This window comes from Evansella sp. AB-rgal1, from assembly GCF_041820985.1.
GTDB lineage: Bacteria > Bacillota > Bacilli > Bacillales > Salisediminibacteriaceae > Evansella.
In genome coordinates, this window is record NZ_JBGUAU010000015.1 from 1 (window position 1) to 26,037 (window position 26,037).

The 26,037-nt window shown below is 37.9% G+C and carries 25 protein-coding genes; 12 read left to right on the top strand and 13 right to left on the bottom strand.

Annotation, left to right across the window (positions count from 1 at the left end; translation table 11 throughout):
- Positions 1-1,000: cadherin repeat domain-containing protein (locus ACERII_RS13800; RefSeq protein WP_373643042.1), on the bottom strand; the 1,000-nt coding region annotated here is incomplete at its 3' end.
- A gap of 674 nt (positions 1,001-1,674) precedes the next feature.
- On the opposite strand from ACERII_RS13800, the gene ACERII_RS13805 reads away from it, so the two are divergent.
- Complete coding sequence (locus tag ACERII_RS13805; RefSeq protein ID WP_373643043.1) at positions 1,675-2,904, top strand: AraC family transcriptional regulator; 1,230 nt, start codon at positions 1,675-1,677, stop codon at positions 2,902-2,904.
- Between the two features lie 339 nt (positions 2,905-3,243).
- Here ACERII_RS13805 and ACERII_RS13810 read toward each other — a convergent pair whose 3' ends face one another.
- From ACERII_RS13810 to ACERII_RS13820, 3 genes are all read right to left on the bottom strand, one after another.
- Positions 3,244-3,846 carry a transglutaminase-like domain-containing protein gene (locus tag ACERII_RS13810; RefSeq protein WP_373643215.1) on the bottom strand — a complete coding sequence of 201 codons (603 nt, stop codon included), beginning with the start codon at positions 3,844-3,846 and terminating at the stop codon, positions 3,244-3,246.
- A gap of 148 nt (positions 3,847-3,994) precedes the next feature.
- The gene (rlmD, locus tag ACERII_RS13815) at positions 3,995-5,371 is read right to left on the bottom strand and encodes a 23S rRNA (uracil(1939)-C(5))-methyltransferase RlmD (protein ID WP_373643044.1); all 1,377 of its coding nucleotides are present in this window, start codon (positions 5,369-5,371) and stop codon (positions 3,995-3,997) included.
- Positions 5,372-5,473: 102 nt separating this feature from the next.
- Positions 5,474-6,031, bottom strand: coding sequence for a hypothetical protein (locus ACERII_RS13820; RefSeq protein ID WP_373643045.1), 558 nt, complete (start codon positions 6,029-6,031; stop codon positions 5,474-5,476).
- A 203-nt stretch (positions 6,032-6,234) separates the two neighbouring features.
- On the opposite strand from ACERII_RS13820, the gene ACERII_RS13825 reads away from it, so the two are divergent.
- The 3 genes from ACERII_RS13825 (at position 6,235) to ACERII_RS13835 (ending at position 9,317) form a co-directional block, all read left to right on the top strand.
- On the top strand, positions 6,235-7,980 hold the full coding sequence (locus ACERII_RS13825; protein WP_373643046.1) for a carbon starvation CstA family protein: 1,746 nt from the start codon (positions 6,235-6,237) through the stop codon (positions 7,978-7,980).
- A gap of 114 nt (positions 7,981-8,094) precedes the next feature.
- Positions 8,095-8,346 (top strand): cory-CC-star protein, encoded by a 252-nt coding sequence (locus ACERII_RS13830; RefSeq protein WP_373643047.1) that lies wholly within the window; start codon positions 8,095-8,097, stop codon positions 8,344-8,346.
- 17 nt (positions 8,347-8,363) lie between these two features.
- On the top strand, positions 8,364-9,317 hold the full coding sequence (locus ACERII_RS13835) for an ArsA family ATPase (RefSeq protein ID WP_373643049.1): 954 nt from the start codon (positions 8,364-8,366) through the stop codon (positions 9,315-9,317).
- A gap of 82 nt (positions 9,318-9,399) precedes the next feature.
- On the opposite strand, the gene ACERII_RS13840 is transcribed toward ACERII_RS13835, so the two are convergent.
- Positions 9,400-9,834, bottom strand: a complete 435-nt coding sequence (locus ACERII_RS13840; RefSeq protein WP_373643050.1) for a hypothetical protein — start codon at positions 9,832-9,834, stop codon at positions 9,400-9,402.
- A gap of 36 nt (positions 9,835-9,870) precedes the next feature.
- Entirely contained in the window at positions 9,871-10,332 is a 462-nt protein-coding gene (locus tag ACERII_RS13845; RefSeq protein ID WP_373643051.1) for a helix-turn-helix transcriptional regulator, read from the bottom strand.
- Between the two features lie 302 nt (positions 10,333-10,634).
- On the opposite strand from ACERII_RS13845, the gene ACERII_RS13850 reads away from it, so the two are divergent.
- The 5 genes from ACERII_RS13850 to ACERII_RS13870 all read left to right on the top strand — a co-directional run bounded on the left by ACERII_RS13850 (position 10,635) and on the right by ACERII_RS13870 (position 15,689).
- Positions 10,635-12,002 carry an MATE family efflux transporter gene (locus ACERII_RS13850; protein ID WP_373643053.1) on the top strand — a complete coding sequence of 456 codons (1,368 nt, stop codon included), beginning with the start codon at positions 10,635-10,637 and terminating at the stop codon, positions 12,000-12,002.
- Positions 12,003-12,528: 526 nt separating this feature from the next.
- On the top strand, positions 12,529-12,873 hold the full coding sequence (locus ACERII_RS13855) for a DUF5665 domain-containing protein (protein WP_373643055.1): 345 nt from the start codon (positions 12,529-12,531) through the stop codon (positions 12,871-12,873).
- Positions 12,874-13,074: 201 nt separating this feature from the next.
- Positions 13,075-13,527: a DUF948 domain-containing protein gene (locus ACERII_RS13860; RefSeq protein WP_373643057.1), complete on the top strand. Its 453-nt coding sequence runs from the start codon at positions 13,075-13,077 to the stop codon at positions 13,525-13,527.
- 299 nt (positions 13,528-13,826) lie between these two features.
- The gene (locus ACERII_RS13865) at positions 13,827-15,071 is read left to right on the top strand and encodes a DUF418 domain-containing protein (RefSeq protein WP_373643058.1); all 1,245 of its coding nucleotides are present in this window, start codon (positions 13,827-13,829) and stop codon (positions 15,069-15,071) included.
- 69 nt (positions 15,072-15,140) lie between these two features.
- Entirely contained in the window at positions 15,141-15,689 is a 549-nt protein-coding gene (locus ACERII_RS13870; protein WP_373643060.1) for a hypothetical protein, read from the top strand.
- Between the two features lie 85 nt (positions 15,690-15,774).
- On the opposite strand, the gene solA is transcribed toward ACERII_RS13870, so the two are convergent.
- The 5 genes from solA to ACERII_RS13895 form a co-directional block, all read right to left on the bottom strand.
- The gene (gene solA, locus ACERII_RS13875; RefSeq protein ID WP_373643062.1) at positions 15,775-16,908 is read right to left on the bottom strand and encodes an N-methyl-L-tryptophan oxidase; all 1,134 of its coding nucleotides are present in this window, start codon (positions 16,906-16,908) and stop codon (positions 15,775-15,777) included.
- A gap of 194 nt (positions 16,909-17,102) precedes the next feature.
- Complete coding sequence (locus tag ACERII_RS13880; RefSeq protein ID WP_373643064.1) at positions 17,103-18,362, bottom strand: ATP-binding protein; 1,260 nt, start codon at positions 18,360-18,362, stop codon at positions 17,103-17,105.
- 9 nt (positions 18,363-18,371) lie between these two features.
- Complete coding sequence (locus ACERII_RS13885; RefSeq protein WP_373643065.1) at positions 18,372-18,581, bottom strand: hypothetical protein; 210 nt, start codon at positions 18,579-18,581, stop codon at positions 18,372-18,374.
- Between the two features lie 198 nt (positions 18,582-18,779).
- The gene (locus ACERII_RS13890) at positions 18,780-19,739 is read right to left on the bottom strand and encodes an ABC transporter permease (RefSeq protein WP_373643066.1); all 960 of its coding nucleotides are present in this window, start codon (positions 19,737-19,739) and stop codon (positions 18,780-18,782) included.
- Between the two features lies 1 nt (position 19,740).
- Positions 19,741-20,694 carry an ABC transporter ATP-binding protein gene (locus tag ACERII_RS13895; protein ID WP_373643068.1) on the bottom strand — a complete coding sequence of 318 codons (954 nt, stop codon included), beginning with the start codon at positions 20,692-20,694 and terminating at the stop codon, positions 19,741-19,743.
- Between the two features lie 310 nt (positions 20,695-21,004).
- Here ACERII_RS13895 and ACERII_RS13900 point away from each other — a divergent pair, with 310 nt between their 5' ends.
- The gene (locus ACERII_RS13900) at positions 21,005-21,913 is read left to right on the top strand and encodes a hypothetical protein (protein WP_373643069.1); all 909 of its coding nucleotides are present in this window, start codon (positions 21,005-21,007) and stop codon (positions 21,911-21,913) included.
- A 320-nt stretch (positions 21,914-22,233) separates the two neighbouring features.
- Here ACERII_RS13900 and ACERII_RS13905 read toward each other — a convergent pair whose 3' ends face one another.
- Both ACERII_RS13905 and ACERII_RS13910 read right to left on the bottom strand, forming a co-directional pair.
- The gene (locus ACERII_RS13905) at positions 22,234-22,428 is read right to left on the bottom strand and encodes a hypothetical protein (RefSeq protein WP_373643070.1); all 195 of its coding nucleotides are present in this window, start codon (positions 22,426-22,428) and stop codon (positions 22,234-22,236) included.
- A 582-nt stretch (positions 22,429-23,010) separates the two neighbouring features.
- Complete coding sequence (locus ACERII_RS13910; RefSeq protein ID WP_373643071.1) at positions 23,011-23,925, bottom strand: diacylglycerol kinase; 915 nt, start codon at positions 23,923-23,925, stop codon at positions 23,011-23,013.
- A 569-nt stretch (positions 23,926-24,494) separates the two neighbouring features.
- Between ACERII_RS13910 and ACERII_RS13915 the strand changes: the two genes are divergently transcribed.
- Both ACERII_RS13915 and ACERII_RS13920 read left to right on the top strand, forming a co-directional pair.
- A complete protein-coding gene (locus ACERII_RS13915) occupies positions 24,495-24,974 on the top strand; it encodes a hypothetical protein (RefSeq protein WP_373643072.1) in 480 nt (159 codons plus the stop codon).
- Positions 24,975-25,113: 139 nt separating this feature from the next.
- Positions 25,114-25,971: a dimethylarginine dimethylaminohydrolase family protein gene (locus ACERII_RS13920; RefSeq protein ID WP_373643073.1), complete on the top strand. Its 858-nt coding sequence runs from the start codon at positions 25,114-25,116 to the stop codon at positions 25,969-25,971.
- Positions 25,972-26,037 lie beyond the last annotated feature (66 nt).

Below are 26,037 nucleotides of genomic sequence, written 5' to 3' on the forward strand. Positions count from 1 at the left end.
CTTCTAATGATGAAGTCGTATCTCTTAGTGTCGGTATTACTTGAAAGGAATCAATTTCATTTTCAACATGAGCTGTATAGTTTAGAGTATCGCCGACAAAATCAGGATCTAAAGACCCATCACTTAATTCTAAATTCTTTAAGTTTGCACTTCTAGTATATTTCACTTCAATCTGAAAGATCTTATCAAAATATTGTCCAGATGAATCCGTTGCTCTAATGGTCATATCATAGGAGGTTTGATCCTCATAATCCAACTCAGAAGCCGTCCTCAATTGGTTTCCTTCAATGACAAAATCAGAAACATCACCACTTTGTAATGAATATGAGATCTGATCATCATCAGCATCTGCACTCAACGAACCAACTACTGTCCCGCTTGGTAGGAATTCCTCTATTTCGTGACTTGATAGAAAAATATCTGTTGGTGGCTTATAATAGGTAATCTCGAGATACGGTGGATTCGATGTATCGCGATGACTGAAGCCTGCAGAATTATTGCTATGTCCAGATAATACAAACGTAACTAATCCATTTTCATGAGCTGAATCTTTGATAAAGTTGGTTAAATCCATTTCACTCTGGTAAGTTACCCATCCAAAAGAGGTGATAGCATTGCCTTCCACAAGCAATTCTTCTTTATTCGGGATCGAGCCGGAATTTTCATTCCAATCATCATCATAAGTGCCCCATACATTAATAAATGGATTACTGCCTGGAACATAATTTCTCTGTCCTATTCTAACCCCTAGTTCAACATCTTTGATCCTGTCAACATCTACTGTAGATAAATCAAACTTAAGCGCACTCTCGCTCCCCCTACCAACTAGCAAGGTATTATTTAACCCTACTGACGAGGTGCTTCCATTTCTATCCTCTAAATTGTGCGTAACATTAAGGGTGACTGTCTCATTCGCTTTCACAATCGGATCACTCACCATAGGATTTAATAATCCAAAAAGCAATGTCATAATTAAAATAATAGATACCTTTTTTTTCATATTATATTCCCTCCAATTCTATGCTTTTTTGCAAGTACATATATCGATTTCACAATATCTAAAATCAGGGATATAGCTATTACATATAGCGAAAAAAGAATCAATCTTACCGTATGTGATATCCCGATCACAGTAAGTCAGTATTATGAAATTGATTAACATATTGTTTTTTATCTGAAAACAAAGCTGGTTGCAAGTACTTATAAACTATCTAACTCTTATACATTTAAACTAAATTCATTCCTAGCAATTCGACTAGCTGGACTTTTATCACATTATTACGTTCACTATAATGAAAACAGTCCTTATTTTATATAAAAAAAGTCATATTTTTATGTTATTAGTCATTTTTTTTCAAAAAATCGTGACTCAAAGGCCTCTCCACAACAATTACATCTAGATAATTCTAGTAATTCAATATTATGACACAATTTACTGAGAACGATTCTATGTAGGTCAGAAGATTGTCATAGGTTTTATAATAGGTACGATCTCCTAGAGCCAAGACCAGATGGATTAGTCATCTCAAAAAGCTAAACCGGATTGCCGCCCCTTAACTTTTACATTGACAAATTCGATAAGTCTGGTCACTTTATTAGAAACCCTCCTACTGGCACAAGCTCGAAAATAATCGTACACTATAATTAACAGGCATTCTGAAAGGATGGGATCTTATGACATATCAGTCAGAGTCGCAGTCAGACAGACTATATAAACTCAACATTTTTTACCATACTACGGGTATTCCTTTGTCCTATTTGACTCGTGACGGCGACACCATTCACCGTCTGCCTGACCGAACATATTTGAGAGGTGGTTTCAAAAAGGGAACGTCAATTGAGGTGCAAGCGCTACATGCTGTTCACGACATCTCAGAGTGGACGTGTGTGTCCTTTGAAGATAATTATTTTCAGCATTTTATGGTAGTGAAATCCATTGGTGGCATATTGCTTGTCGGGCCGGTGCAGATAACTGATCTAACCTTTGAAAAAATGAATTATATCCTTACAAGGCAGGAACACACCTCGGATGAGCGCGCAGCATTGCGCCAACATTTTGCCGAATCTCCAAGGCTGAACATGAATCAATTTAAATATATGAAACTATTGCTCCAAAACCTTAATAGGTTTAAGTATGATGTCTCTTTGCCACCCGAGTTAACGGAATCAGCACCTGTTATATCATCACCGAGAATGCCAGGGGATGAAGAAACTTCGCCACATCATCCTTTTACGATGGAACTAGAATTTCTTCAGGCACTGAAGAAAGGGGAAAGATCGGCATTAGACCAGCTCATTCAATTCGACAAGTTTCCTATTCCGAACCTGGGTGACGGTGATCCAGTCCGATCCTATAAGAATGTGATCATTTCTGCCGTGGCTGTTTCGATTCGTGAAGTCACGGATGTCGTTCCAGATTTTATGCTTCTTCAGCGTTTTTCTGATCAATACATTAACAAAGTGGAACAGACATCGGTTTTAACTGATCTGACGTCACTTTTTCACTCGTTTTTTATCGATTTGTTCGACATAATTGAATCGAAAAAAAAGGAAGTATATTCCTCATCTGTTAAGCAGGCGATTACCTACATAAGGACGCATATGTCAGAGCAGCTGACCCTTGAACAGATCGCAGGGCAAACCGGTTTTAATCCCCGTTATTTCGCAGGCAGATTCAAATCCGAAACAGGTATGACGGTTTTCTCCTTTATCACATCGGAAAGAATTCATATTGCAAAGCACTTGCTTAAATATACACGGGAGCAATTGGTCGATATTGCGCATAATATCGGCTATAACGACCAGAGCTACTTCACCCAGGTATTCAAAAAATCAGTTGGCGTTACTCCAAAACAGTACAGGGAAAGTAAAGACCACAAGGCACTTGACGGAAAGGGTGAATAGTAAAATCTCCCCTGAATCTGTTTTCAGGGGAGACCGTTTGTTTACTTATTATCATCCGCAAGTCCTTCTTCACCATCTTCATCAGCCGTTAACAATCACAATCAAAAATCCCTCTGCCCAAAAATATTATATTTCTCTTTAACAAATGGAAATAATCTACATTTTTAGACCTCACATTCATGGAATCAACTTTAATATTTATACCATTTGGTTTATTTACAAGTTATTCATCATAAATATCATATTCTGTGGGACTAAAAAGCTGTATAATCTTAGGTATTGTCATACAGACTTTACAAAGTAATAAGTATTGTAGTGAAGTTAGTCTCACTTTCGTAACTATATACTTTCAGGTAAATGCTGTTTATACATTTCTAATGCATCTGTATGCTCATTTAAAACAACTATAGTTTTTAAATTGGGCTTTACAAAAATAACAGAATAGTCTTTTTCATCAAATTTCTCATTTACTGAAAAAGCTAACTTTTCTCCATCTATTGAAAATTGGGCATCTACACCAGTTTTGTTTCCACGAGCATCTAATCGTATCCATTTATTAAGAGATTTTAAATAAACAGCATTTAAAGCATGAAGAGAATATCCTTTTTCTGGGGTATCAAACAACATCAATCGTTGATAGCAGAAGCCTGTTGGTATTCCTTGCGAACGCAATAGTGATGCCAATAGATTTGATTTTGCATAGCAAATTCCTTCTTTATACTGTAATACATCTGTTGCTTTACAAGTAACTCGTTTTCCTTGAATATCCCAAGAATGAGATATTTCATCACGAACAAATTCAAAAGCTACTTTTGCTTTTTCAATTTCCGTTTGTGATGGGTTAAAAAGTTCATCCACTTTTGCTTTAATTTTAGGATGTGAATAATTTACTTCAACTAATTCAATTAAGTAATCATCTAATTTTTCGGACTCACAAATCATCTTCAATTAGTACCCAACTCCTCCCGTGTATAAATATTTATATATAAGTATTATTATACAACTAAAAAAGAGGAGATTATAGGAGAAATTGTTTAACTCTCTCCCCGTTAAAAAATTCAAAAATGAGCCCAATCTCGGGCTCATTTAATCAATTCTTTATTTCTAGCAATGCGACGTTTTCAACATGTGTCGTATGCGGAAACATATCTACCGGCTGTACTTCCTTTGTCTCAAATCCATTTCCCTCAAGGTATTTTAGGTCCCTTGCCAAAGTGGCTGGATTACAAGACACATAGACAACTCGCTCTGGCTTCATTTTTGCGATCGTTTCTAGTAAAGCTTCGTCACAACCTTTTCGCGGAGGATCTACTACGATAACATCGGCTCGAATTCCTTGAGAGTACCACCATGGTATCACCTTTTCCGCTTCTCCAACTGCAAAGTCTACATTGTCCATGTTGTTAAGCTTTGCGTTATTTTTCGCATCGGTAATTGCTTCGGGAACAATTTCCACCCCGTACACATGCTTTGCCTTTTGAGCTAGAAACAAGCTGATTGTTCCAATACCACAATAGGCATCAATCACGGTTTCATGACCTGTGAGTCCAGCATATTCTAACGTTTTATTATAGAGAATTTCCGTTTGTGTTGGGTTCACTTGGTAAAACGAGCGAGCAGATATAGCAAACTTAATGTCACCAATGAAATCATAAATGACTTCCTCGCCCCATAGCACCTCTGTTTGATCGCCAAAAATAACGTTAGTCCGCTTCGGATTAATGTTTTGAACGATCGATTTCACATTAGGGATCGCTTCACGAATCTCGTGGACAATATTCTTTTTATTAGGAAGCTCTTTGCCCTTTGTTATGATAACAACCATGAGTTCATCGGTTTTCTTTCCATGACGAGTAACTACGTGACGAAGGGTTCCCTTATGTTTTTGATCATCATATCCTCGAACTCCATATTTTTTCGCAATATCCTTAACGACTTTGATTACTTCATCGTTTTTCTCATTTTGGATCATACAGGCTTCCATATCAATGATTCGATGACTTCGCTCCGCATAAAAACCAGCGATGAGTCCACCTTCCTCTTCGCCAAACGGTACTTGCGCTTTGTTTCGATAACGCCACGGTTCGTCCATTCCAAAAGTTGGATGAACTTTCACATTCGTAATTCCACCGATTCTCTCTAATACATCCTGAACCTGTTTTTGCTTAAACTTCAGCTGTCCCCCGTAACTCATGTGCTGCATCTGACAACCGCCGCATTGCTCAAAAATAGGGCATGGAGCTGCAACTCGGAACGGACTTTCTTTCACCGTTTCCATTAGTCGCCCAAATGCGTAATTTTTCTTCACTTTTATTATTTTCACTTTGCTCGCTTCACCAGGCAATGCCCGCTGAACAAAGATAGGAAATCCATTTATTTTCGCTACCCCTGCACCATCATGTGTTAAATCCTCAAAGGTAACATCAACAATTTGATTTTTTTGAACTGGTACACTCTCTTGTTTCATCTCAAGTTCCTTTCGAATGACGATTTTCCTGCTAGTAATTGTACCATATCGGGCTTTTTTCGCAAAAACTTGGTGGTTGTTTCTGTAAAACTATGATGGGATTTAAATACTGGTCTCGTTCAGGTGCCTGATCGTTCCCTTCACGAGCATAATGTCTTCTGAAAGGCTCGCTTCCACTCTGATCGTTCCTTTCACGAGCAAAAACGTTTCTGAAAGGCTCGCTCTCGCTCTGATCGTGCCTTTCACGAGCAAAAACGTTTCTGAAAGGCTCGCTTCCACTCTGATCGTTCCTTTCACGAGCAAAAACGTTTCTGAAAGGCTCGCTCTCGCTCTGATCGTTCCTTTCACGAGTGAAAACACTTCTGAAAGGAACGCTCTCGCTCTAATCGTGCCTTTCACGAGCGAAAACGTTTCTGAAAGGCTCGCTCTCGCTCTAATCGTTCCTTTCACGAGCAAAAACGCTTCTGAAAGGCTCGCTTCCGCTCTGATCGTTCCTTTCACGAGCAAAAACGCTTCTGAAAGGCTCGCTTCCGCTCTGATCGTTCCTTTCACGAGCAAAAACGCTTCTGAAAGGCTCGCTCTCGCTCTGATCGTTCCTTTCACGAGCAAAAACGTTTCTGAAAGGCACTCTCTCCCCCCTCTAATCATGTTTTTCCCCATTCACACTACCCACTTATAATAGTTATTAAATAAGTAAGTAACTAAATACAAATTATTTAAAATATTTAGAAATAAAGAGAAAACACTCAAAATTAAATGTAAGCGCTTTATTTGTGGCCGTTTTTGAACTCAAATAACTTTTTCCTTTAAATGGACAAAGTGCCATAATATATGTGTATTACATTATGATAGGAGGGGTCTGTTTGAACGCAATATTAGTAGCAGTAGTTGGTATGTTGGTCTTTTTCCTTGGTTACCGTTATTATTCTAAATTTGTAGCCGAAAAGATTTACAAGCTTGATCCTAATTACGTTACTCCAGCACATCAATTTAAGGATGGAGTCGACTTCGTTCCTACGAACAAATGGGTTTTATGGGGTCACCACTTTACATCCGTTGCAGGTGCAGCACCGATTGTTGGTCCTGCCATTGCGGTTTATTGGGGTTGGGGTCCTGCCTTGGTTTGGGTGTTACTAGGAACTGTTTTTGCTGCAGGTGTTCATGATTTTGGTGCTCTCGTCTTGTCAGTCAGAAATAAAGGTCAATCAGTAGGTACGTTAGCGAACAAACTTGTTGGGCAACGTGCAAAAGTTTTGTTTTTATTTATCATTTTAATTCTTGTACTTATGGTTAATGCAGTGTTTGCATGGGTAATTGCGAATCTATTTATTAACTTCCCATCTTCTGTATTATCTGTCTTTATCCAAATTCCATTGGCAATTTGGATTGGGTATGTAGTGTATCGAAAAAAAGGTGGTATGCTTTGGCCATCGTTAGCAGCACTCGCAACAATGTATATTGCTGCTGTTGTTGCTTCAAAAGTTCCAGCATTACAAATTGATTTACCAAGATACTTCGGTGGTGAGGAAAATATCGTTGCCTTTGGATTAAATGGGGTAGCATTCTCCTTCTTCGTATGGATTGTCATTCTTATGGTGTATGTGTATATTGCTTCCACGTTACCAGTATGGAAGCTACTACAGCCACGTGATTATATTAACTCTCACCAACTAGTGGTTGGTCTAGCAATCCTCTATTTAGGTTTGTTATTCTCGAATCCTTCCATGACAGCACCGATGACAAACAGTGCTGCAACGGATACACCGTGGTTACCAATTCTCTTTATTACCATAGCCTGCGGTGCCATATCTGGGTTCCATGGACTTGTTGCTTCTGGTACGTCTAGCAAACAATTAGATCGTGAACCACATGCACGAATGGTAGGTTATGGTGGAGCTGTTGGGGAAGGTATGCTTGCTCTAGCATCTATTATTGCTGTTGCTACGCTGTTTAGTAATACAGATGGATTCCTTAGTGCATACAGTAGTTTTGGTGCTGCAAGCTCCGGGGGGTTAGGAAACTTTGTTCAAGGTGCTGGTCAACTTGCAACAGGTCTCTTTATCCCAGCTGATGTAGCTTCTACTATCGTTGCGGTTATTGTAGTTAGTTTTGCTGCGACAACATTAGATACTTCTGTTCGTTTAATGCGTTATATCATTGCCGAGCTCGGAAAAGAGTATAACTTTAAGGCTTTAACAAAAACACATGTTGCTACAACGATTGCGGTTGGTTCTAGTGCTGCGCTTGTTCTTATTCCAGAAGGTCCGAATGGGTTCGGTTCTGGTGGTTATGTGCTATGGCCTTTATTCGGTACATCAAACCAGTTATTAGCCGCTATTACTTTGTTACTGATAACGGTTTGGTTAAAACGTCTTGGTAGAAATTACTTTGTTACTCTCATTCCAATGGTGTTCTTATTAGGGATGACGTTGTATGCCATGATTTTACAGCTAGTAACGGAGTGGTCCTTCTTCGCAGGTGACAAACCTAATTTACTTCTGTTTGTGTTAGGATCGATCATCTTTGTCTTTGCGTTCTGGATTTTACTTGAAGCTGTGTTTGCTTTAGGGAAAAAGCCACCGGCTGAGCCAAAGGATAAGGCAATGTAGGGAAAGGTATTTATCAGTTTACTAATATGGCTCCTCTTAATTGCCGAAGGGGAGCCACACTTTGTTTTTCCAAAAAGATAGAGAGATTTGTTGTTTCGTAGGGGGTTGATCGGGATGAACTTGAAGCGAATTTTGGAGCTGTATGATGAGGTGTTGCGGACGGGGCATCGGACGGAGATTGTGCGGGAGTTGAGGGATGAGGATGATTTGTTCATGTTGCTCTTATACTCTGATATGCTTGGGATTCCGAATCCGGCGTTTTATTACACGTTGGAGTTGTACCCTCATATGTTGGAGAAGTTTCATGATTGGCATTTGCGGATGGGGATGGATAAGTCGCCGTTGACGGGGTTTCGGTGCTGCTAGAGTGGGAGGTTTTCGTTATGACAATAGATAGAGTAAAGATTTTAGACAAGCGGGTGTTGTTTGTTGGTGGCAAGGGTGGCGTTGGGAAGTCTACTTCCGCTTCGGCGATTGCCATGGCGGCTAGTAAGCTTGGAAAACGTGTGCTGCTCGTTTCTACAGACCCTGCTCATAACTTAAGTGATTTGTTCCATACCCGGCTTAAGGGGGAACCGAAGGAAGTGGTGCGAAACCTTTTTGTTATGGAGATTAATCCGGAAAAAGAGAGTGAGCGGTACATTGCCAATGTGAAGAAGAATCTGGAGGGGCAGGTTCGTGCGACGATGATCGAAGAGGTGCATCGGCAAATTGATATGGCGAAAACGAGTCCTGGTGCGGATGAGGCGGCATTGTTTGATAGAGTTACTTCGTTGGTTTTGGAGGAATTGGACAGGTTTGATTTATTGATTTTTGATACGGCTCCAACAGGCCATACGTTGCGCCTTGTCTCCTTGCCGGAGATGATGGGTGTTTGGATGGACGGGATGCTAGAGCGTCGGCGGAAAACCAATGAGCATTATACGCAGCTTTTGAATGATGGTGAACCTGTGGAGGATCCCATCTATCAAACGTTACAGGCTCGTCGGGATAAGTTTCGGAGAGTTCGGGAAATATTGCTAGATTCGTCTATGACGGGATTTTTGTTCGTGTTAAATCCGGAGCGACTTCCTATTGAAGAAGCGAAGCGTGGTGTGGAGACGTTGCGACAGCATGATATTCCTGTACTAGGAATAATCATTAATAAAATTTTGCCTGATTCTGTGGATGGTACGTTTTTTCAGAAGCGAAAAGAGCAGCAGCTGGTATATATAGAAGAAATTAAACGTTCGTTTAGAAAACTACCTATGGTGCGGATGGAGCTTTTGGAAGAGGATATTTCCACGTTAGCACATTTGGAGATGGTTGCTGGTAGATGGTCTAGTTTGATGGAATAAGGTAGTTGAGGGGTTCGGGGGAGCCTACTAATAGATAGAAGAGCTTGGGAATGGTTTTTCCACTCCTCAAGCTCTTTGCTGTTTATGCGTAAGTTCTGTTAAAATACTGTGAAACACCTATAATGGAAATCACTAAAACAAAGATGGGAGCAAAGTAAAAAAACAAATAGATGCTAACTCCTCGAAGGGAAACGAGTGATATACCTGATATAAGAAGACTCCCCCCTGCAACGAGAACCACTAGTGCAGCTAAAATGTATTTATTGCTACGCGATAATCTCCAAAACAATCTGGACAATCCAACAATTAAAAATAGTACGCTAAAAATCTGGGCTATGTACCAGGTGATACTCCATCCATTCCCTGTTAACCAACCGGCGATTAAACTGATCCAGACTATAAATAAAGTAATGACAACAGTTGTATTCATTAGTGCTAGTGTCCGGAGTCTTTGGTGAAAAAATAATAAAGGACTCGCTAAGGTACATATAATTGAAATCGTTAAGAAACTATTCATATGATCCTCCTAAATGTTAAGGCATCTATTTCTTATTTACTTTTCTTCTTGTGAATGTAATTCATTTAATCGTTTCAGAGATTCCTCTTTATCGAAAGAACAGAAATAACGAAAATTCAATTCATCAATAATACGGAAGTGGTGACTGATGAGATTTTGTTGTAGTCGATATTTTCCTTTTTGTTCCATTTCTTTCCACCATACTTTTCCACCAAGACTTTTCAGCGTTCTCGGTTCAGTATTATCATGTGCTATTAGCTTGATCACTTCGAGTGGCTCATCCCCTAGTACATTTTGTAACACTTCACTATGCCCAAAAAGTGCAATGACCGTGACAACAATGTTCCAATTCGGTTCTATCCGACCTTTTTCTATTTGCACTAACGTTTTTTTAGAAACACCAATGATTTTCGACATTTTTTCTTGTGAAAAATCTTGTTCTAATCGAATTAACCTTATTTTTTGAGATACTATCTCGATAACTTGCTCTCTATTCACACATTCAACCCCTATGTAAACATTTCTCTTTTAGTGTAATTTTACACCCATAAGTGTAACTTTACAAGGTTAGTTTAGTATTATTTCCAAAAATAAGTGTGCTCCACTGATTGATTACAAACTAAGCTACTCCCGTATACCTGAAGTCAATCATAGCCTCTCACATCTATGAACATTCCGCCAATAACAACCTTATTACTTTTAATAAAACACTATTTCTTATAAAATACGTGAAATCCCTTACATTTTTTCGCTAATGGATGTATACTAAGTTCAGTTTTCATGAGGGGGCGGCGTACGTCATGAGTAAAGACAAAAAAATCCGCAATTTAAGCTTGTTTGCTTTAACATGGCCAATTTTTATAGAATCTCTTTTACATATGCTTATGGGAAATGCTGATACGCTAATGCTCAGCCAATACTCGGATGATGCCGTGGCTGCTGTTGGCGTTTCCAATGAAGTAATGCGATTTATTGTTGTTATGTTTGGATTTATTGCCACAGGTACAAGTGTCCTGATTGCACAGCAACTTGGAGCCGGAAAAGAGCGGAAGGCGCGTGAAGTAGCTGTTGTTGCCTTAGCCGCCAATCTCGTATCAGGGTTAGTGTTGAGTGCATTTCTTATTTTCGGAAGCACGGGAATATTTGGTTTTATGGGTCTAGATGAGGCATTACTTGGGGAAGCATCCCTCTATTTATCCATTGTCGGGGGCTTCGCATTCGTTCAAGCACTATTGATGACCTGTGGAGCTATCTTACGGAGTCACCGTTTTACTAGAGATGTAATGTATGTGACAGTAGGAATGAACATCCTAAACATTATTGGAAACTATTTTGTTATCTTCGGTCCATTCGGATTACCCGTTTACGGTGTAACAGGTGTAGCTGTTGTAACTTCTGTCTGTCGATTGATAGGTCTAGTCATCATCTTTCTTGTTTTATTAAAACGTTTGAATGGTTCCTTGCCATTTAGTTACTTGTTTCAAGGGTTTCCACGCTTGGAGTTGAAAAATTTATTAAAAATTGGAGTTCCCACTGCGGGAGAGCATTTTTCTTTTAATACCATGCAATTACTCATTACATCGTTTGTAGTTGCTATTGGTACAGAAGCGTTGACCACCAAGGTTTATACTCAAAATTTAATGATGCTTATCTTATTATGTGCATTAGCCATAGGTCAAGGAACCCAAATTATTATCGGATACCACGTAGGGGCAAAACAACTTGAATCTGCCTATAAACGCTGCATTTCCAGTTTGAAGGTAGCGGTCTGCCTCTCCATTTCCGTAGCAATTGGATTCTATCTTTTGAGTAAACCGCTCCTCGGAATTTTTACTGATAATACCGATATTATAACGCTTGGTAGTACGTTACTTTTATTGGCGGTGATCATTGAACCAGGTCGTACATTCAACGTCATCTGTATTAACTCGTTACGAGCTGCAGGAGATGTGAAATTTCCTGTGTATATCGGGATATTTTCTATGTGGCTCATTTGTGTACCCATAGCGTATATTCTCGGAATCTACTTCGGGTTAGGATTGATAGGAATTTGGATTGCCTTTGCAGTCGATGAATGGTTTCGAGGTCTCTGCATGCTACGGCGCTGGAAGCAAGGGAAATGGCGGGAGATGTCGTTTGTTTCAGAAAAATCAAAAGGAGCCTCCTAACGTTGTGAGGCTTCTTCCTGTTTTTGCGATTAAGTCACATTTTTAAGGTAATGATAACAAGTATGGTTACGTTTACTCGAATAATCTCGCGTATTTTCGAGGTTGACATCCATGAAAGTGATGATTTTCACAGGAGAATGAGAATACGCTGAGCCCCGCAGATCGCTTGAGATCGAAGAGGCTTGCCAGCTCCCCACAGGAAAGGAGTGGATCGAAGCGAATGGAATACAAACCAACAATATTAATAATTCTAGATAGTTTGACTTCTTACTGACAGGCCTATTTTCAGGGTAGACTCTTTAAAACAAAACTAGACAATTTATTATAGTCATCATATATACCATAGACTCCATATAATATAGAAACGTTTGTTTTATATATAAATTAATCCCTTCCTGTTCTTTCTTGTTTATATAGTAATAAAACGGGAAAAGAATAGTACATCAACGGTTCGTTTCACTTGCCAGTTAGGAAGAATTTGGTATATGATAAAATCGAAACTTGTCGTAATGAAGGGGTTATATACATGGGTTTATCTAGGGATCAGGAACAACGCAAAGTTCCTTTGAAGCACCGTTCAGATGAAAAACGACATGAAGAAAATGAACGATTTGAGAAGCTTCTTAACCAACTAGAAGAAATTACAACGAATGGTCGTTTGAAAGATATGGCCTTCCATTTTACAAATAAAAAAGAAGTGATCAAAGTTAATTTGTTAGCTGGTTTAGCCCGTGGTGTTGGGTTAACACTTGGTACAGCTATCTTTATCGGTCTTTTAATTCTCATACTTAATCAATTTTTATCGCTACCGTTAATAGGGGAGCATATCGCATCACTGTTGGATATGATTGATGTGTACCGTCAAGATTGAGTGATGGCGTTAATACATTATTTTTCATAATTGTAGGTTTTGAAGTAATAAAATCATTACTTTATTTAAAATAACGAAAACCCATATGACTCAATCTTCTAGATGATGTAAAGGCGAGATATGGCAGTGTAACGGTTTTAGAGTAGCATTACATTAACCAGACTTACGTTAAACAATACTTCGAATAAAGGGGTGGACCAAATGGATTGGTTAGGAATTGGTGTCCTCGTTTTAGCAATAGGGTTTATGGTGTTAGTCATTTTCTTAATCCCAGTATTGAAAAGATTAGAAAAGACACTTGGAGCTACTGCGGAAACGATTGAAAAAACTCAAAAGAGCATGGAGGAACTTACTAGCGAAACGACGCTTATGCTATTTAATACGAACGAAACGATTTTAGATGTTAATAATAAACTTACGAAACTTGATCCACTATTTCAGATTGTTCACGATACAGGTGAATCTGCTCACCACTTAGCATCGTCAATAGCGAAGGTAACAAAGATTAATGAGAACAAGAATGGAAATAGCGAAGGGGTCGACGAAATACTTGACCGACGAAAGCTAGAAGGACTCGTGCGTGGTGCTGCATTCATCTACTACTTGAGGGAAGCTAAAAAAGTATTTGATAAACGAAAAGCTAAGACTTCTTAGTGTGACTTATACACTTTTACATTTTTAAAATGTCTTACCAGGATTTTGTTAGTGAATCCTGGTTTTTATTATGAAAACTATCAATATTCCCTCCGATTTTGACTGTGTTTTGGTGGTCTTGAACGAATTTTTCAGCTGAGAGTTTGTAGAAAAAGACGGTTTGTGAATTGGTTATTACCACTCTCTATGCTGGGGTTTGACCATTTTATGTTAGGACACGTAATTCTACTTACATTCCCTTAAAAACTTGCACTATTTACAAACATTAAAATAATAATCATGATATAGGAGAACTTTATATGAGCCAAAAGAATTCCAAAAACACTAAAGTTAATGATTTAACCCCCATCGATAGTGAATCAAGATTGAATCACATCGACAGCCTTCGTGGATTCGCACTGCTTGGCATATTACTGGTTAATATGTTAGCTTTTCAATATGGAATTTTTGGACAGGAGTTCATATATCCTGACCTTATAGCCCATGATCAAGGTACATACTTCATTATTCAATGGCTACTGCAAGGAAGCTTCTACCCTATTTTTTCTATAATGTTTGGGTTCGGAGCTGTTATCATGTGGGAACGAGCTACAGCGAAACAACGTCCTTTTAACCTAGTTTTCATCCGACGATTGCTCATATTACTGGTCATTGGTTTTTTCCACCTGTATTTCATATGGGATGGAGATATTTTAATGACATACGCGATAGCGGGATTTTTATTTATATTTTTTATAAAACGACATGTGAAGACGATTGCCATCTGGTTCATTTCTCTCGTACTATTAATGAACGCCCCCATGCTAATTCCCGATGAGGAAGGTACCGATTACTTACATCTAGACAAGTACGGGGAGTATGAACAGTCCATTTTAGCAGAAGGTTCTTACCAAGAAATTTTTACACACCGATTAACAGCAAATCCATTTCAGAAAGCAGAATTAGCAGAAAATGTAAGTGAAGTGGAACTAACAGCAATTCTTTTTGTAATGTCTGCAGTAAATACTATTATGACTATTGTCCAAGCATTCGTTCTCTTTTTACTCGGCGGGATTATTGCGAAAAAACGTTGGTTACATCAACTGAATCAAAGCACTTCTTTTCTAGTAAAAACAGCGATTATCGCAACGGTTACAGGTGTTGTGATCAAACTTGGCTTTGTTTTATCCGATAACATTAACGTTACCCAGTTCAGTTATCTTGTAGGTGGACCAATTCTCTCCATCGGATATATCTCTACATTTGCCGTACTTTATCAAAAGCTCGCCAACCATAAGCAGATCTTTGATGGGTTTGCCTTCGTTGGAAGAATGGCGTTAACCAATTATTTAACTCAATCCATTGTTATGACTACCTTCTTCTATGGATATGGTTTAGGTTTACTTGGAAAACTCGGTACTTTCCTGGGGACAATTTTAGCGATTGCTTTGTTTGTAGTCCAAATCTTTATGAGTAAATGGTGGTTGCGCCGCTACAACCACGGACCAATGGAAGCCTTTTGGAGAACAGGTACTTACTTGAACGTTCAAAAAATGAAAAAATAAAAGGGCTATTTGGTTCAATAACGAAACCTTTCAACATATTCAATTCGTCTTATCATTGGAGGCGATTAAATGAAAAAGAAAATGTTTAGTGCAATTATGGTTCTTTTCCTTTTAGCTATGCACGGATGCAGTCTCATCGAAGAAAATATTACAGGAGCTTCTGTACATAATGAATTCCAAGAACTAGAACCATCTGCTTGGGTAGAGTACACGCCGCTCGTTCAAGAATATTTTTACTATCGAACCCAGGCTGTTTTACACAACGATATTGATGTACTTTGGAACAGATACCCTCACTTAAGTACCGGGTCAAGCGTCGAAACTGGTGTGAACAGTGAAAGCTATGAAGTAACATCCCTAATCGATGTCTTTGAACTAATTGATGCAAATGTTGCTATGGAAGGCTTTGGTCGTTTACGCGCCAATCAGGTTTCCGAACAAGAACTTATCCTTTTAGCTAATAGTGGGATCGAGTATGTGACACACGATTTTGATGTAACCGGAGGAGAGATTTTAATTGAGCTTCATTTCAGGTACGAGGATAATGAATGGGTGCTAATAAAAACAGACGAATATACCTTGCCAGAGTATAAAGAGTTTATCAAAAATAACAAATGAAAACCCAGGGCTCTCCTATTGGAGGCCCTGGGTTTTCATTTGTCAATACTGTTCACATAAAGTTCGGGGACCAGGTCCCTGAACTTTATGTGAACCTTTTGATTGAAAATGGTGATATTGGTAAATGGGTTTTTCCGTCGGTAATTAGTTCGGTCAAAATTTCTCCTACCACACTACTGAATTTAAATCCGTGACCAGAGAATCCCGCTGCGATGGCTATATTTTTATACTTCGGATGAAGGTCAATTATAAAGTCCTCATCAGGGGTGAGTGTGTACATACATGTTCTTCCTTGCCTCAACTCATGTTTACATGTCATAAACTGCTCGACAAAATGAGTCACATCACCAGCATCATGGGGATACTCACCAAAAGGAACAATAGGATCTTCTACGGATTGTTCCTCCCCTGTATCATGTCTTCCTACCTTTAGCCCTGCTCCATCAATACTTGGAAATCCATAGTACATTCCGAAAGAAGTTTCAAATGAAAAGGCTGGAAAGTTGCCTTCCTTATACAACTCTTTATCTACATCAAACCAAGTAAATGTTTTTCTCACAGGTTGAAGTGGCAAGTCCACATCTAGCATGCGAAGTACATCCTTTGACCATGCACCAGCACTAACAATGAGTGATTCAGATTGGAAGACCCCTTTATCTGTTTTTACAATTACTGTTTCACCATCATTTTCAACTGTTATATTATGAACCTTCGTATTGGTTTGTAGCGTCGCTCCAGCTGAGCCTGCAAGCTCCCGGTATGCAACAATACATTCCTCACTTTTTAACACTCCTGAAGTAGGTTCAAAACATCCAATGAGATCTTCAGCCAAAGATAAACCTGGCCATTTATGATTTACCTCGTCACTCGACATCACTTCCAATGGTAAAGAATATTTTTCGGAACTAGAAACTACATTTTTGATAAAGCGAGACTCATGGTTCCCTACGTTTAGCACTCCCGTTTCCAAGAATATTTCTCTTCCAGATTCTCGTTCCAATTCTGCCCATAGTGCCTTTGCTCTTAATGCCAAAGGCAAATAGGCTTCCCCTTCTCCATATGCATAACGGATAATCCTCGTTTCGCCGTGATGACTTCCATTGGCATGAGGGGGATCAAAGGAATCTACTAATAATACCTTTTTTCCTTGTTTAGATAAAAAATATCCAGCAGCCATTCCCATGGAACCTGCCCCAATAATAATTACATCATGTTTCAAATTACTGACCTCCTCACTCCATCTATTTATACAATAACGTTAAAAGTGTATGAAATCTAATCTATTAAAGGAGGAGATGGCGAAAATAACGCAGGAATACTCCATACGTGAACTACACACCCATTCAATAAATACAAAACTAGCCACTGAAAAAGTTGTTTGTACCTTTTTAGCGGCTTTTAATCTTGTCCTTGTTATATAGGTAGAATCATCGTTACCGTTGTTCCTTCATTTACCACACTATCAAACATGATTCTGCCGTTATGTTCCTCCATTATTTTTCGAGAAACCATTAGACCTAAGCCAGTACCTTTTTCTTTCGTTGTATAGAAAGGTTCTCCTAATCTTCGAAGACGTTCTTTCGGTATCCCTTTCCCTTGATCGGCAATTACAATCATCACGTTGTTATCAATCTTATCAATAGAGACGTGAATTTCTCCACCATTCGGCATAACCTCAATCGCATTTTTTAGAATATTAATTAACACTTGCTTAATTTGATTGCTCTCACACTGTATCGTTGGAATATCCATACTATACTCTGTCTTTATTTCCACATTATTCATGATAGCCTGTGTGTTCAAGAGAACGATTACTTCATTCACCATGACGAGAATATCACTCTTCGTTACTACGGGGATCTCCGGCTTTGCTAAGTAAAGAAATTCGCTCACTATTTCACTGATACGTTCTACTTCTGACAAAACAATGTCATAGTATTGTATGTTTTCTGTTGCAGAACTTTTTAATAATTGGATAAACCCTTTTATTCCCGTTAAAGGATTTCTAATTTCATGTGCTACCCCAGCGGCTAATTGTCCTGCCACTGATAGCTTCTCTGAATTATTAATTAGCTCTTCCACTTGTTTACGATATGTAATATCACGAACCATTATTTGTGTTGCTGGCTCCCCTTTATAAAGGAGAGGTTTTTCTATCGTTTCTATACTAACAATAGAGCCGTCTTTTTTTTCTATACTCTTTTCTTCCGCCGTACTATCTTCTTCCTGTTCTAGAACTGGATCTTTTATTAAAGAATCTTCTTGTTGGATAAAAATATCAGAAACTTCCTCCCCAATGAGATCCTCCTTATTTGCTTTCCCATAAAGATCGGCCGTAGCCTTATTTGCATAAATGAGCTGTCCATCTTTTTCAACCATAATACCGTCTGGGGAATTCTCTACTATTTGATGGTATAAGTTTTCTGAATTCTCCAGTTCAATAACATATGCAAGAAAGGAAGCCATAGATTGCATCAACATAATATCTTTTTCTTTAAACTTATATACGGATGTATGAATGGCACATAAAGTAGCATACATCACACCATTTTTTAGAACGATAGGTACACCTAAAAAACTCTTTATATTTAGCGTGCTAGTTACTTCTAACTTTGAAGCAACAGGGTGTTTTGATGTGTCTTCAATTAGAACAGGATCCCGTCCTGCTTTCACGATAATGCTTCAGTAGGCATCTAAAAAGCCTAAATTAACTCCTGGATCAAACAAATGCTCTTCCCTATGAAATGCACTAAATATAAAGCTCGTCACTTCATCATTGCTAGCAACACAAAAGGTATTAACACCAATTTGATTGCTTACTACCTCTAGAATGTTATCCGCTGCTGCCTTCAAATTTGGATAAAACTGATTGTATTTATTGAGGTCCATCATTCAAAACACCCCCTTTTAATCAACATTTGTAACATTAACACAATTATTATACAGGAAAAATTAGCATATTAAACTAGTTAGCTAAAAACAGACAATTTTCTCATTAATAACTGTCATTGAATAGTTTTCCTAACAAAGTAAATAGCCACTACAAGAATGGTTCTTGCTTGTAGTAGCTATCCAAAATACTAACTAGCATTAATACGCAATATCTTTTTTCTGAAAAATAAAAGTGGTTAATCCTAGCATGATGATTACATAAAACGCAAGAATTGCTAGTGAAAACGGTAAGGTTACACCATCCATTAACGTATCCTGTGAAACGTACTGAGTTAAACTTAAGTGTGGAAGAATGATAAATTTATACCACACTGTGTCTCCAAGTACCATCGTTAACGCTTGAGACATGGAAGTAAAAAATAGTGCAAAAATACCTACCCCCACTGCTAGTGCCTGACTTTTAAATAACGTTGATAGAGCAAAGGATATTACCACGAAAACAAGCATATTTAATGAGTACAACCCTAATTTCGAGAAAATAAGGATGGTAGCTGATTCTTGTGCTCCTACTCCATTGAATGTCTGTTCCATAATTGGTGTACTCCAGCTAACTGTATCAAAAAGAATCATTCCTAAAAGATAATTTGAGACAAATAGCGTTCCTACTAACACAAATGCAAACGCAACAACTGTTAGAAATTTGGATAAGAGAAACTGCCAACGTTCATACGGTCTAATGACTAATTGCTTAATGGTTCCTGTTGTGAATTCAGATGATACGATTGTACTAGCTACGATTACACTAAACAAAGTTACAAATGACGCCACTCCTAAAATAGTATCATTCATAAATGTGACATTGTTTACTTGTCTAGGGTTGATATCAGCTGCCAGAAAAGCTTCATTTCTTTCTATGTCTTGTTGTGCAAAATCTCTCTCCCAATCACTAACACCCTCTTCTTGAAGCAACTCACGGTCTTGCTCAATTTCTGATTCTAACTGAACTCTCCAATTCTCTGAATCTAGCGCTGTATCTGCTTCAAAAGAATGATACATGAAGCTCACAATCCCCATAAATACTACAATAAGGATTAGAAAAATCCACGGCATTTTTTTTGTCCATAGCTTTATCCATTCATTAATAAATAAAGAACCCATTTTATTCCTCTCCCCCCGTACCTTTATTCTCTGCACCAACTGCTGTTAATTGTAGGAAGCGATCCTCTAACGTCGTTTTCACAGTTTCGATGGCATAAACGTCTACATTATTCTCAACTAAAAGGCGATTTACGATTGGAATATTTTCTCTTTTAGTCTTTAAGATAATAGATTGATCCGCTGTTTTCATAATTTCTATTTCTAGGTCACCTTGTTCTATCAATGTTATTGCTTGGTCGGTTGAACTAACGGTAAATGATGTAACATTTGAACTTTCTCCCACATCGTTAAGAGCAGAAATAGGTGATATATCAATTATTTTTCCATGCTCCATAATGGCAACTCGATCGCACATTAACTGCATCTCACTTAATAAATGGGAAGATACTAATGTAGAAGTCCCTTGGTTTGCTAGTATTTTTAAGTAGTCTCGTAGCTCACGGATTCCTTGAGGATCTAAACCATTTGTTGGTTCATCTAGAATCAATAACGTAGGTTTGTGCAAAATTGCTTGTGCCACCCCTAAACGTTGCTTCATTCCTAGAGAATATGTTTTTACTTTATCCTGAATGGCATGTTCTAATTTAACTAACTTTACAACTTCTTCAATTCTTGAGGTTGGAATTTCCTCCTTTGCCATTCTTTTATATTGCTGAAGGTTTTTATACCCTGACATATGATCGTAAAAGGCAGGATTTTCAATAATCGCACCCATATCCTTCTTACATTGCTGTCCTTCTTCATCTACATCCTTCCCATTTACGAAAACCTTTCCTTCTGTTTTGGCAATAAGACCAACAATCATTCGAATCGTTGTTGTCTTCCCGGCTCCATTTGGACCTAGTAGCCCTAATATTTCACCGTGCTTCACTTGGAAAGAAGCAGCGTTCACTATCTTTTTCTGCTTTCCTATTTTTTTTGTCAATCCTTTTACTTCCAACGCAAATTCACTCAATGTCTTCCACTCCTTTTACATTAGATTCACAAAACCTCCACGGGTCTGATTCCGCAAAAATTTTGCACAATTATTAGACAAATAATTTTAAAAATCAGCAAAATTCTGTATTAAATATGGTAAAATTATTCCATAACCTACTTTCGTTCTTTTCCTTACTCCAACACTTTTCAATCACGTATTTCCAGGAAGTTAGGACCTAGTAGATTTCTACGGGTTTAAGCTACACATAGTTTCAATTTTTTAAATATTTTTCATTTTTCACTAATAATAACATCAATGAAGTGACTTAAAGGAAAGGAGCGTTAGTATGAAAAAGCTATCTCCGGAGCAATATCACCGTGCTTGCGAATATATTAAACAATATGCTCGCCCTATTGATCAGTCCTTATTTGAATATCATTTTGAGAATGGATCTAACAAGAAAGTAGTAAAAAATCTAGAAGCATTTCAAAATGAGGATGGGGGAATTGGACATGGGTTAGAGCCAGATATTCGTTCGAGCCAATCTAGTCCTATTGCTACATCTGTTGCAATGCAGTATGCAAGAGAAGCAAATCTTTCTTGGCGCGAACCACTTATAAAATCAGTTATGAACTACTTCACAGAAATATATGAGCCTAACAAAAAATGGCCATTAAAGCAGGTTCATATGAACACAGAACCACATGCTGACTGGTGGCATTATACACAAGAAGGAGACAAGTTCCAGGTAAACCCTGGTGCAGAAATAATAGGATATTATCATGCCTATCCTCAAACAATTCCTGTTGATCTACTTCCTTTATTCCATGATCAAATCTTTCAACACTTAGAATCGCAAACATCCTGTGTTGAATACCATGAAGCATTATGTTTTTTACGATTAGCCAATGAAATTCCTGATCCCGGGAAAACGATGATTATCGAATTTTTAAGAGAGTGGGCACGTAATATAGTAACTTTAGACCCTAATCGTTGGGATAATTATTCCGCTAAACCCATTTGGCTTGCACCACATCCATACTCACCTTTATATAATGCGTTAGAGGACGTTATTTGCTTAAACTTAGATTACGAGATTAATCAACAGCAAGAGGACGGATCTTGGGTGCCGAACTGGGAATGGGGGAAATATAGATCTTTTTGGGAAAGTACTGCAAAACAAGAGTGGCAAGGATACCTTACTGTAAAAACACTGAAAGTTTTGAAGGACTACGAACGAATAGACTACATATAAAAAAAGAGACAGAGAGATTACAATTCACAGGTTTACTCGAGAGGTGCGAAACGTCAAATCACAGATGAATTCATACGCTAGATCACACATCTATTACAACTACTAAAATCACAGTATAATACGAATATTAAAATGGCACGAGGAACCTTCGTGCCATTGTTTTTATGTTTGCTCACTAACTCTCTCCTTTAGCAACACAATAGTACCTACAACTTTTTGCACTATCCCATCCCGTTTGCATGATTACCCTAACAACTAGTTCCACGAAACTCCCGTTTGTTAAAGAAGGCATTCTTATAATATCCACTTTCGTTAGCCATTTATAATTGGTTTCTAGTCTGATTTTTATTATTTTTTATAATCCTACTAAAAAAGATAATCTCAAATGTGGCAAAAGCTACGAACAAACCAGCAAAATAAGGGAAAGGTGACTCAATAAAACTAAACAACAGAACAGCAAGGACAAAGAAAATAACACCAATCAAAATCGGGAATAAAAATTTATAATTATTCATACAACTACCTCCTTTCGGGTTACTGGAGAAAATATACTATCCTCCCCGTTCACAACAACGACAACGATCGCAACACTTTGTTCAATAAGAAATTTAAGGACTCAGATTTTCATTTTGTTTTCCTATATCTCCAGTGCTTTATAATATATGGCTTTATCTATTCCAAATAACTTTGTTACGCAATATTCTATTTCTGCCTTGTTTAATACTTTTTCACTTTTCCCTATTTGAAAGTGTTGTTTTTATACTCCTATTCTATTTTACATAAATATCCAAATACCTTCCCTTAACATTAAAATTCACATGGCAAATCACATCTATTTCATAAGAAGGATATATTTTTTTCCACCCATGTGAATAGTGCTGTGAATTACTTTGTGATTTCATATCTATTTAACGATAGAACACCGATATAACAACAAAAAATCACATGTGATTTCTGTTGTGAAATCGCATGTGATTTTACTTTTGAATGACTTGTCTACACCTCTGAAGTATACCAGTTACAATTACAATTCCCTGTTCTCTTTTTTCATTTGGCAACATAACTCAGATCCCAAAATTCAAGTAAACAACCTTCATTTAATATAATTGTTGGAAACACCTTAAATTTTTATCAGGAACAAGTATTTGAATATGATTGTGTAGATTTACAAATTCTCCTGGAAGCTCTCCGCCATATTCTCCGTCCAAATTAAGCTGTAAATTATTTTTGCTGTGAACTTTAATTCGGCTTGCTTGTACATATACAACACGCTCGTCATGAATATGTTCTCCGCGGAGAGCATTACTCACAACTCTAACCACATCCGCTAAGTTCGTTTTCTTTAAAATAAGCAAATCAAACAACCCATCATTTAAATACGCATTTGGAGCAAGCTTTTCAAAACCACCAACTGAGTTGGTATTTGAAACAAGAAATAACATAATTTCTCCTTCAAACCATTTCCCGTCATACTCGATCGTTACTTCACTAGGCTTAATGCGTGGTAGCTTCTCAAAACCTTTTACATAATAAGCAACTTGTCCGATCATTGTTTTCAATTTACTCGGAACTTCATATGTTAATTCTGTTAACGTACCCGCACCAGCGATGTTAATAAAATATTGAGAACCTACCTTACCAATATCCACTGATTGCACTTCTCCATTACATAGAACATCACATATTTCATTAATATCTTTTGGTATATGAAGCGCTCTCGCGAAATCATTTGTGGTACCAGCAGGAATAACACCTATCATAGGGCGCTTCTTTTGCTCCGCTACACCATTAATTACCTCATTAATTGTACCATCTCCACCTGCTGCCACTATTAAATCAAAATCACGTTCACAAGCTTTAATAGCAGCTCGTTTTGCACAGTCTTTCCCCGTTGTTGCATGGGTGGATGCTTCATATCCTGCTTTTTCTAACCGCTCAAGGATAATGGGCAAATGTTTTTTTATTTGTTCTCTTCCAGAAGAAGGGTTATAAATTAATCTCGCCCGTTTCATCTACATACCTCCAAGGCCAAGGTCAAATTCTATCGCATTTTTATGGACAGTATATCACTCCTTGTTAGGAAAAAGAACGAAAATGATTTATTTTCACTAAAAAAAGGAAAACAGTTTACCATAGTCTCCCCTGAAAATACCTGTATCAGACTAATATGGAATACTAACTTTGTTGTTTGTATTCCATTCGCTACTGCCCACTCCCTTTCCTGTGGGGAGTTGGCAAGCCTCCTCGAGGAATTCTGCCTAAGTACGTGCCCACGTCCTGTGGGCAACGGCGTCATGTCGACATCCTGTCTCCGCTCTGCGGTGTCTCGCCTCTACTCTACTTCCCACTGGAGTTCCGTGGGCATTCGCTCATTGCATATACAGTTAAATGTACTACCTAACGTATGTTCATCCCCCATGTTACTACACCTTACTCGGAATCCAACTCATCCAAAAGTAAATGTATATATATATTCAATCACACTGTATTATCTTCAAATAAAATTTCCCAAACTGTGAGCAAAATCATTCCACTCTTAAATAAAATACGATATGATTATATCAAAAGGAGGTTCACAAAAATGTCAAAATTTCTTCACAGATTGTTCATATCTATCTTGTCTGTCGTTATTTTCAGTGCGCTAATTGCAGGTTTCCAATATCATTTTAGTGATGTTGGCCAACTAGGCTTCGGTATGCTCTTAGGAATTTATGTATTTTACACTGCACCAGTATTTATTCTTGGTGGAATTCCAGCATCCTATGCCGTAGATGCATTATTGAAAAAAGATAAGAAAGAGCTCGCAACTAAGCTTCAAACATACTTGCGCTCTACTATGATGTACGGAATTGCTGGTATTGTAGTTGCTATGACGTATTCTGCTATAACCTCCTTAGCGAACGGTCAGTATTTCTTTACAATGATGGAATCCATTAGCAGCATTTTCATCGGCCTTGCTGCTGCGCTTGTATACTATCACATTAACTTACTTTTACAAATAAATTGGGAAAAACTGAAAGAACAACATCGCCAACAAGAGCAAGCAAATCAAACTTACTAATATTTTCCCCATAAAACACATTTTTAAAAAGAGAGTAAGTCATCATGTATAGCCTGGTGTCTTACTCTCTTTTTTCATCTTTTACTCATATCTTATACAACTGAGGAAAAACTATAAAAAACGTTCCAAGGAGGTAATTATGGGTTTATTATCAAAACAAAGTGAAAAAACATACTGCCGTACCGAATATGACAAACTTGAACGCGTTATCTTGTGTGAACCACACCATATGACCATTCGTTCTGAAATAAATGAAACTCAAAAACACTTTAAAGATCAAGGGTTCCATATAGAAAAAGCATTAGAACAGCATAAAAACTTAGTAGATACATTAAAAAAGCATGGTGTAGACGTAGTTCTTCTCCCAGCTAACGAAAAATTCCCCGAACAAGTTTTTACAAGAGACATCGGCTTCACGTTAGGACAAACCATATTCGTTGCGGAAATGGCGCACGATGTACGTATCGGTGAAGAAAATGTACTTAAAGAATGGCTTGAACAAGAAGAAATATCTTACTATAATCTTGTCGGTGACATGATCGAAGGCGGAGATGTAATCATAAACGGACACCAAATATTTGTCGGTCTCAGTAACCGAACAAATCAAAACTCCATCGATCACCTACAAAAGCTATTGCACGAATATGAAGTAATCACAATTCCATTCACGGAGAAATACTTACACCTAGATTGTGTATTCAATATCATATCGAAAGACGAAGCCCTCTATTACCCAGGAGCCTTCGATAAAAGAGAAGAGAAAGTACTATCTCAATATTTCGATCTCATTGAAGTAAACAAAGAAGAACAATTCACATTAGGTACAAACGTACTATCCATTGGAGATAAAAAGATCCTCAGTCTCCCAATTAATAGAGAAGTAAACCAACAATTACGCATACGTGGATATGAAGTTATCGAAGTAGACATTACAGAAATCATCAAATCAGGCGGCTCATTCCGATGCTGTACCCTACCTTTCTTGAGAAAAAAATAGTGGCAATATAGCCATTAGTATTGTGTCCTTGTAACTTATGTAAAGGCAGCTTTGTTCCTCGTTTCA

Excerpts from the sequence above, each read along its gene's own strand:
- ACERII_RS13805 (WP_373643043.1), top strand. The coding sequence starts at position 1,675 with ATGACATATCAGTCAGAGTCGCAGTCAGACAGACTATATAAACTCAAC.
- ACERII_RS13810 (WP_373643215.1), bottom strand. The coding sequence starts at position 3,846 with ATGATTTGTGAGTCCGAAAAATTAGATGATTACTTAATTGAATTAGTT.
- rlmD (WP_373643044.1), bottom strand. The coding sequence starts at position 5,371 with ATGAAACAAGAGAGTGTACCAGTTCAAAAAAATCAAATTGTTGATGTT.
- ACERII_RS13820 (WP_373643045.1), bottom strand. The coding sequence starts at position 6,031 with ATGGGGAAAAACATGATTAGAGGGGGGAGAGAGTGCCTTTCAGAAACG.
- ACERII_RS13830 (WP_373643047.1), top strand. The coding sequence starts at position 8,095 with ATGAACTTGAAGCGAATTTTGGAGCTGTATGATGAGGTGTTGCGGACG.
- ACERII_RS13835 (WP_373643049.1), top strand. The coding sequence starts at position 8,364 with ATGACAATAGATAGAGTAAAGATTTTAGACAAGCGGGTGTTGTTTGTT.
- ACERII_RS13840 (WP_373643050.1), bottom strand. The coding sequence starts at position 9,834 with ATGAATAGTTTCTTAACGATTTCAATTATATGTACCTTAGCGAGTCCT.
- ACERII_RS13850 (WP_373643053.1), top strand. The coding sequence starts at position 10,635 with ATGAGTAAAGACAAAAAAATCCGCAATTTAAGCTTGTTTGCTTTAACA.
- ACERII_RS13855 (WP_373643055.1), top strand. The coding sequence starts at position 12,529 with ATGGGTTTATCTAGGGATCAGGAACAACGCAAAGTTCCTTTGAAGCAC.
- ACERII_RS13860 (WP_373643057.1), top strand. The coding sequence starts at position 13,075 with ATGGATTGGTTAGGAATTGGTGTCCTCGTTTTAGCAATAGGGTTTATG.
- ACERII_RS13865 (WP_373643058.1), top strand. The coding sequence starts at position 13,827 with ATGAGCCAAAAGAATTCCAAAAACACTAAAGTTAATGATTTAACCCCC.
- ACERII_RS13870 (WP_373643060.1), top strand. The coding sequence starts at position 15,141 with ATGAAAAAGAAAATGTTTAGTGCAATTATGGTTCTTTTCCTTTTAGCT.
- ACERII_RS13885 (WP_373643065.1), bottom strand. The coding sequence starts at position 18,581 with ATGATGGACCTCAATAAATACAATCAGTTTTATCCAAATTTGAAGGCA.
- ACERII_RS13890 (WP_373643066.1), bottom strand. The coding sequence starts at position 19,739 with ATGGGTTCTTTATTTATTAATGAATGGATAAAGCTATGGACAAAAAAA.
- ACERII_RS13900 (WP_373643069.1), top strand. The coding sequence starts at position 21,005 with ATGAAAAAGCTATCTCCGGAGCAATATCACCGTGCTTGCGAATATATT.
- ACERII_RS13905 (WP_373643070.1), bottom strand. The coding sequence starts at position 22,428 with ATGAATAATTATAAATTTTTATTCCCGATTTTGATTGGTGTTATTTTC.
- ACERII_RS13910 (WP_373643071.1), bottom strand. The coding sequence starts at position 23,925 with ATGAAACGGGCGAGATTAATTTATAACCCTTCTTCTGGAAGAGAACAA.
- ACERII_RS13915 (WP_373643072.1), top strand. The coding sequence starts at position 24,495 with ATGTCAAAATTTCTTCACAGATTGTTCATATCTATCTTGTCTGTCGTT.
- ACERII_RS13920 (WP_373643073.1), top strand. The coding sequence starts at position 25,114 with ATGGGTTTATTATCAAAACAAAGTGAAAAAACATACTGCCGTACCGAA.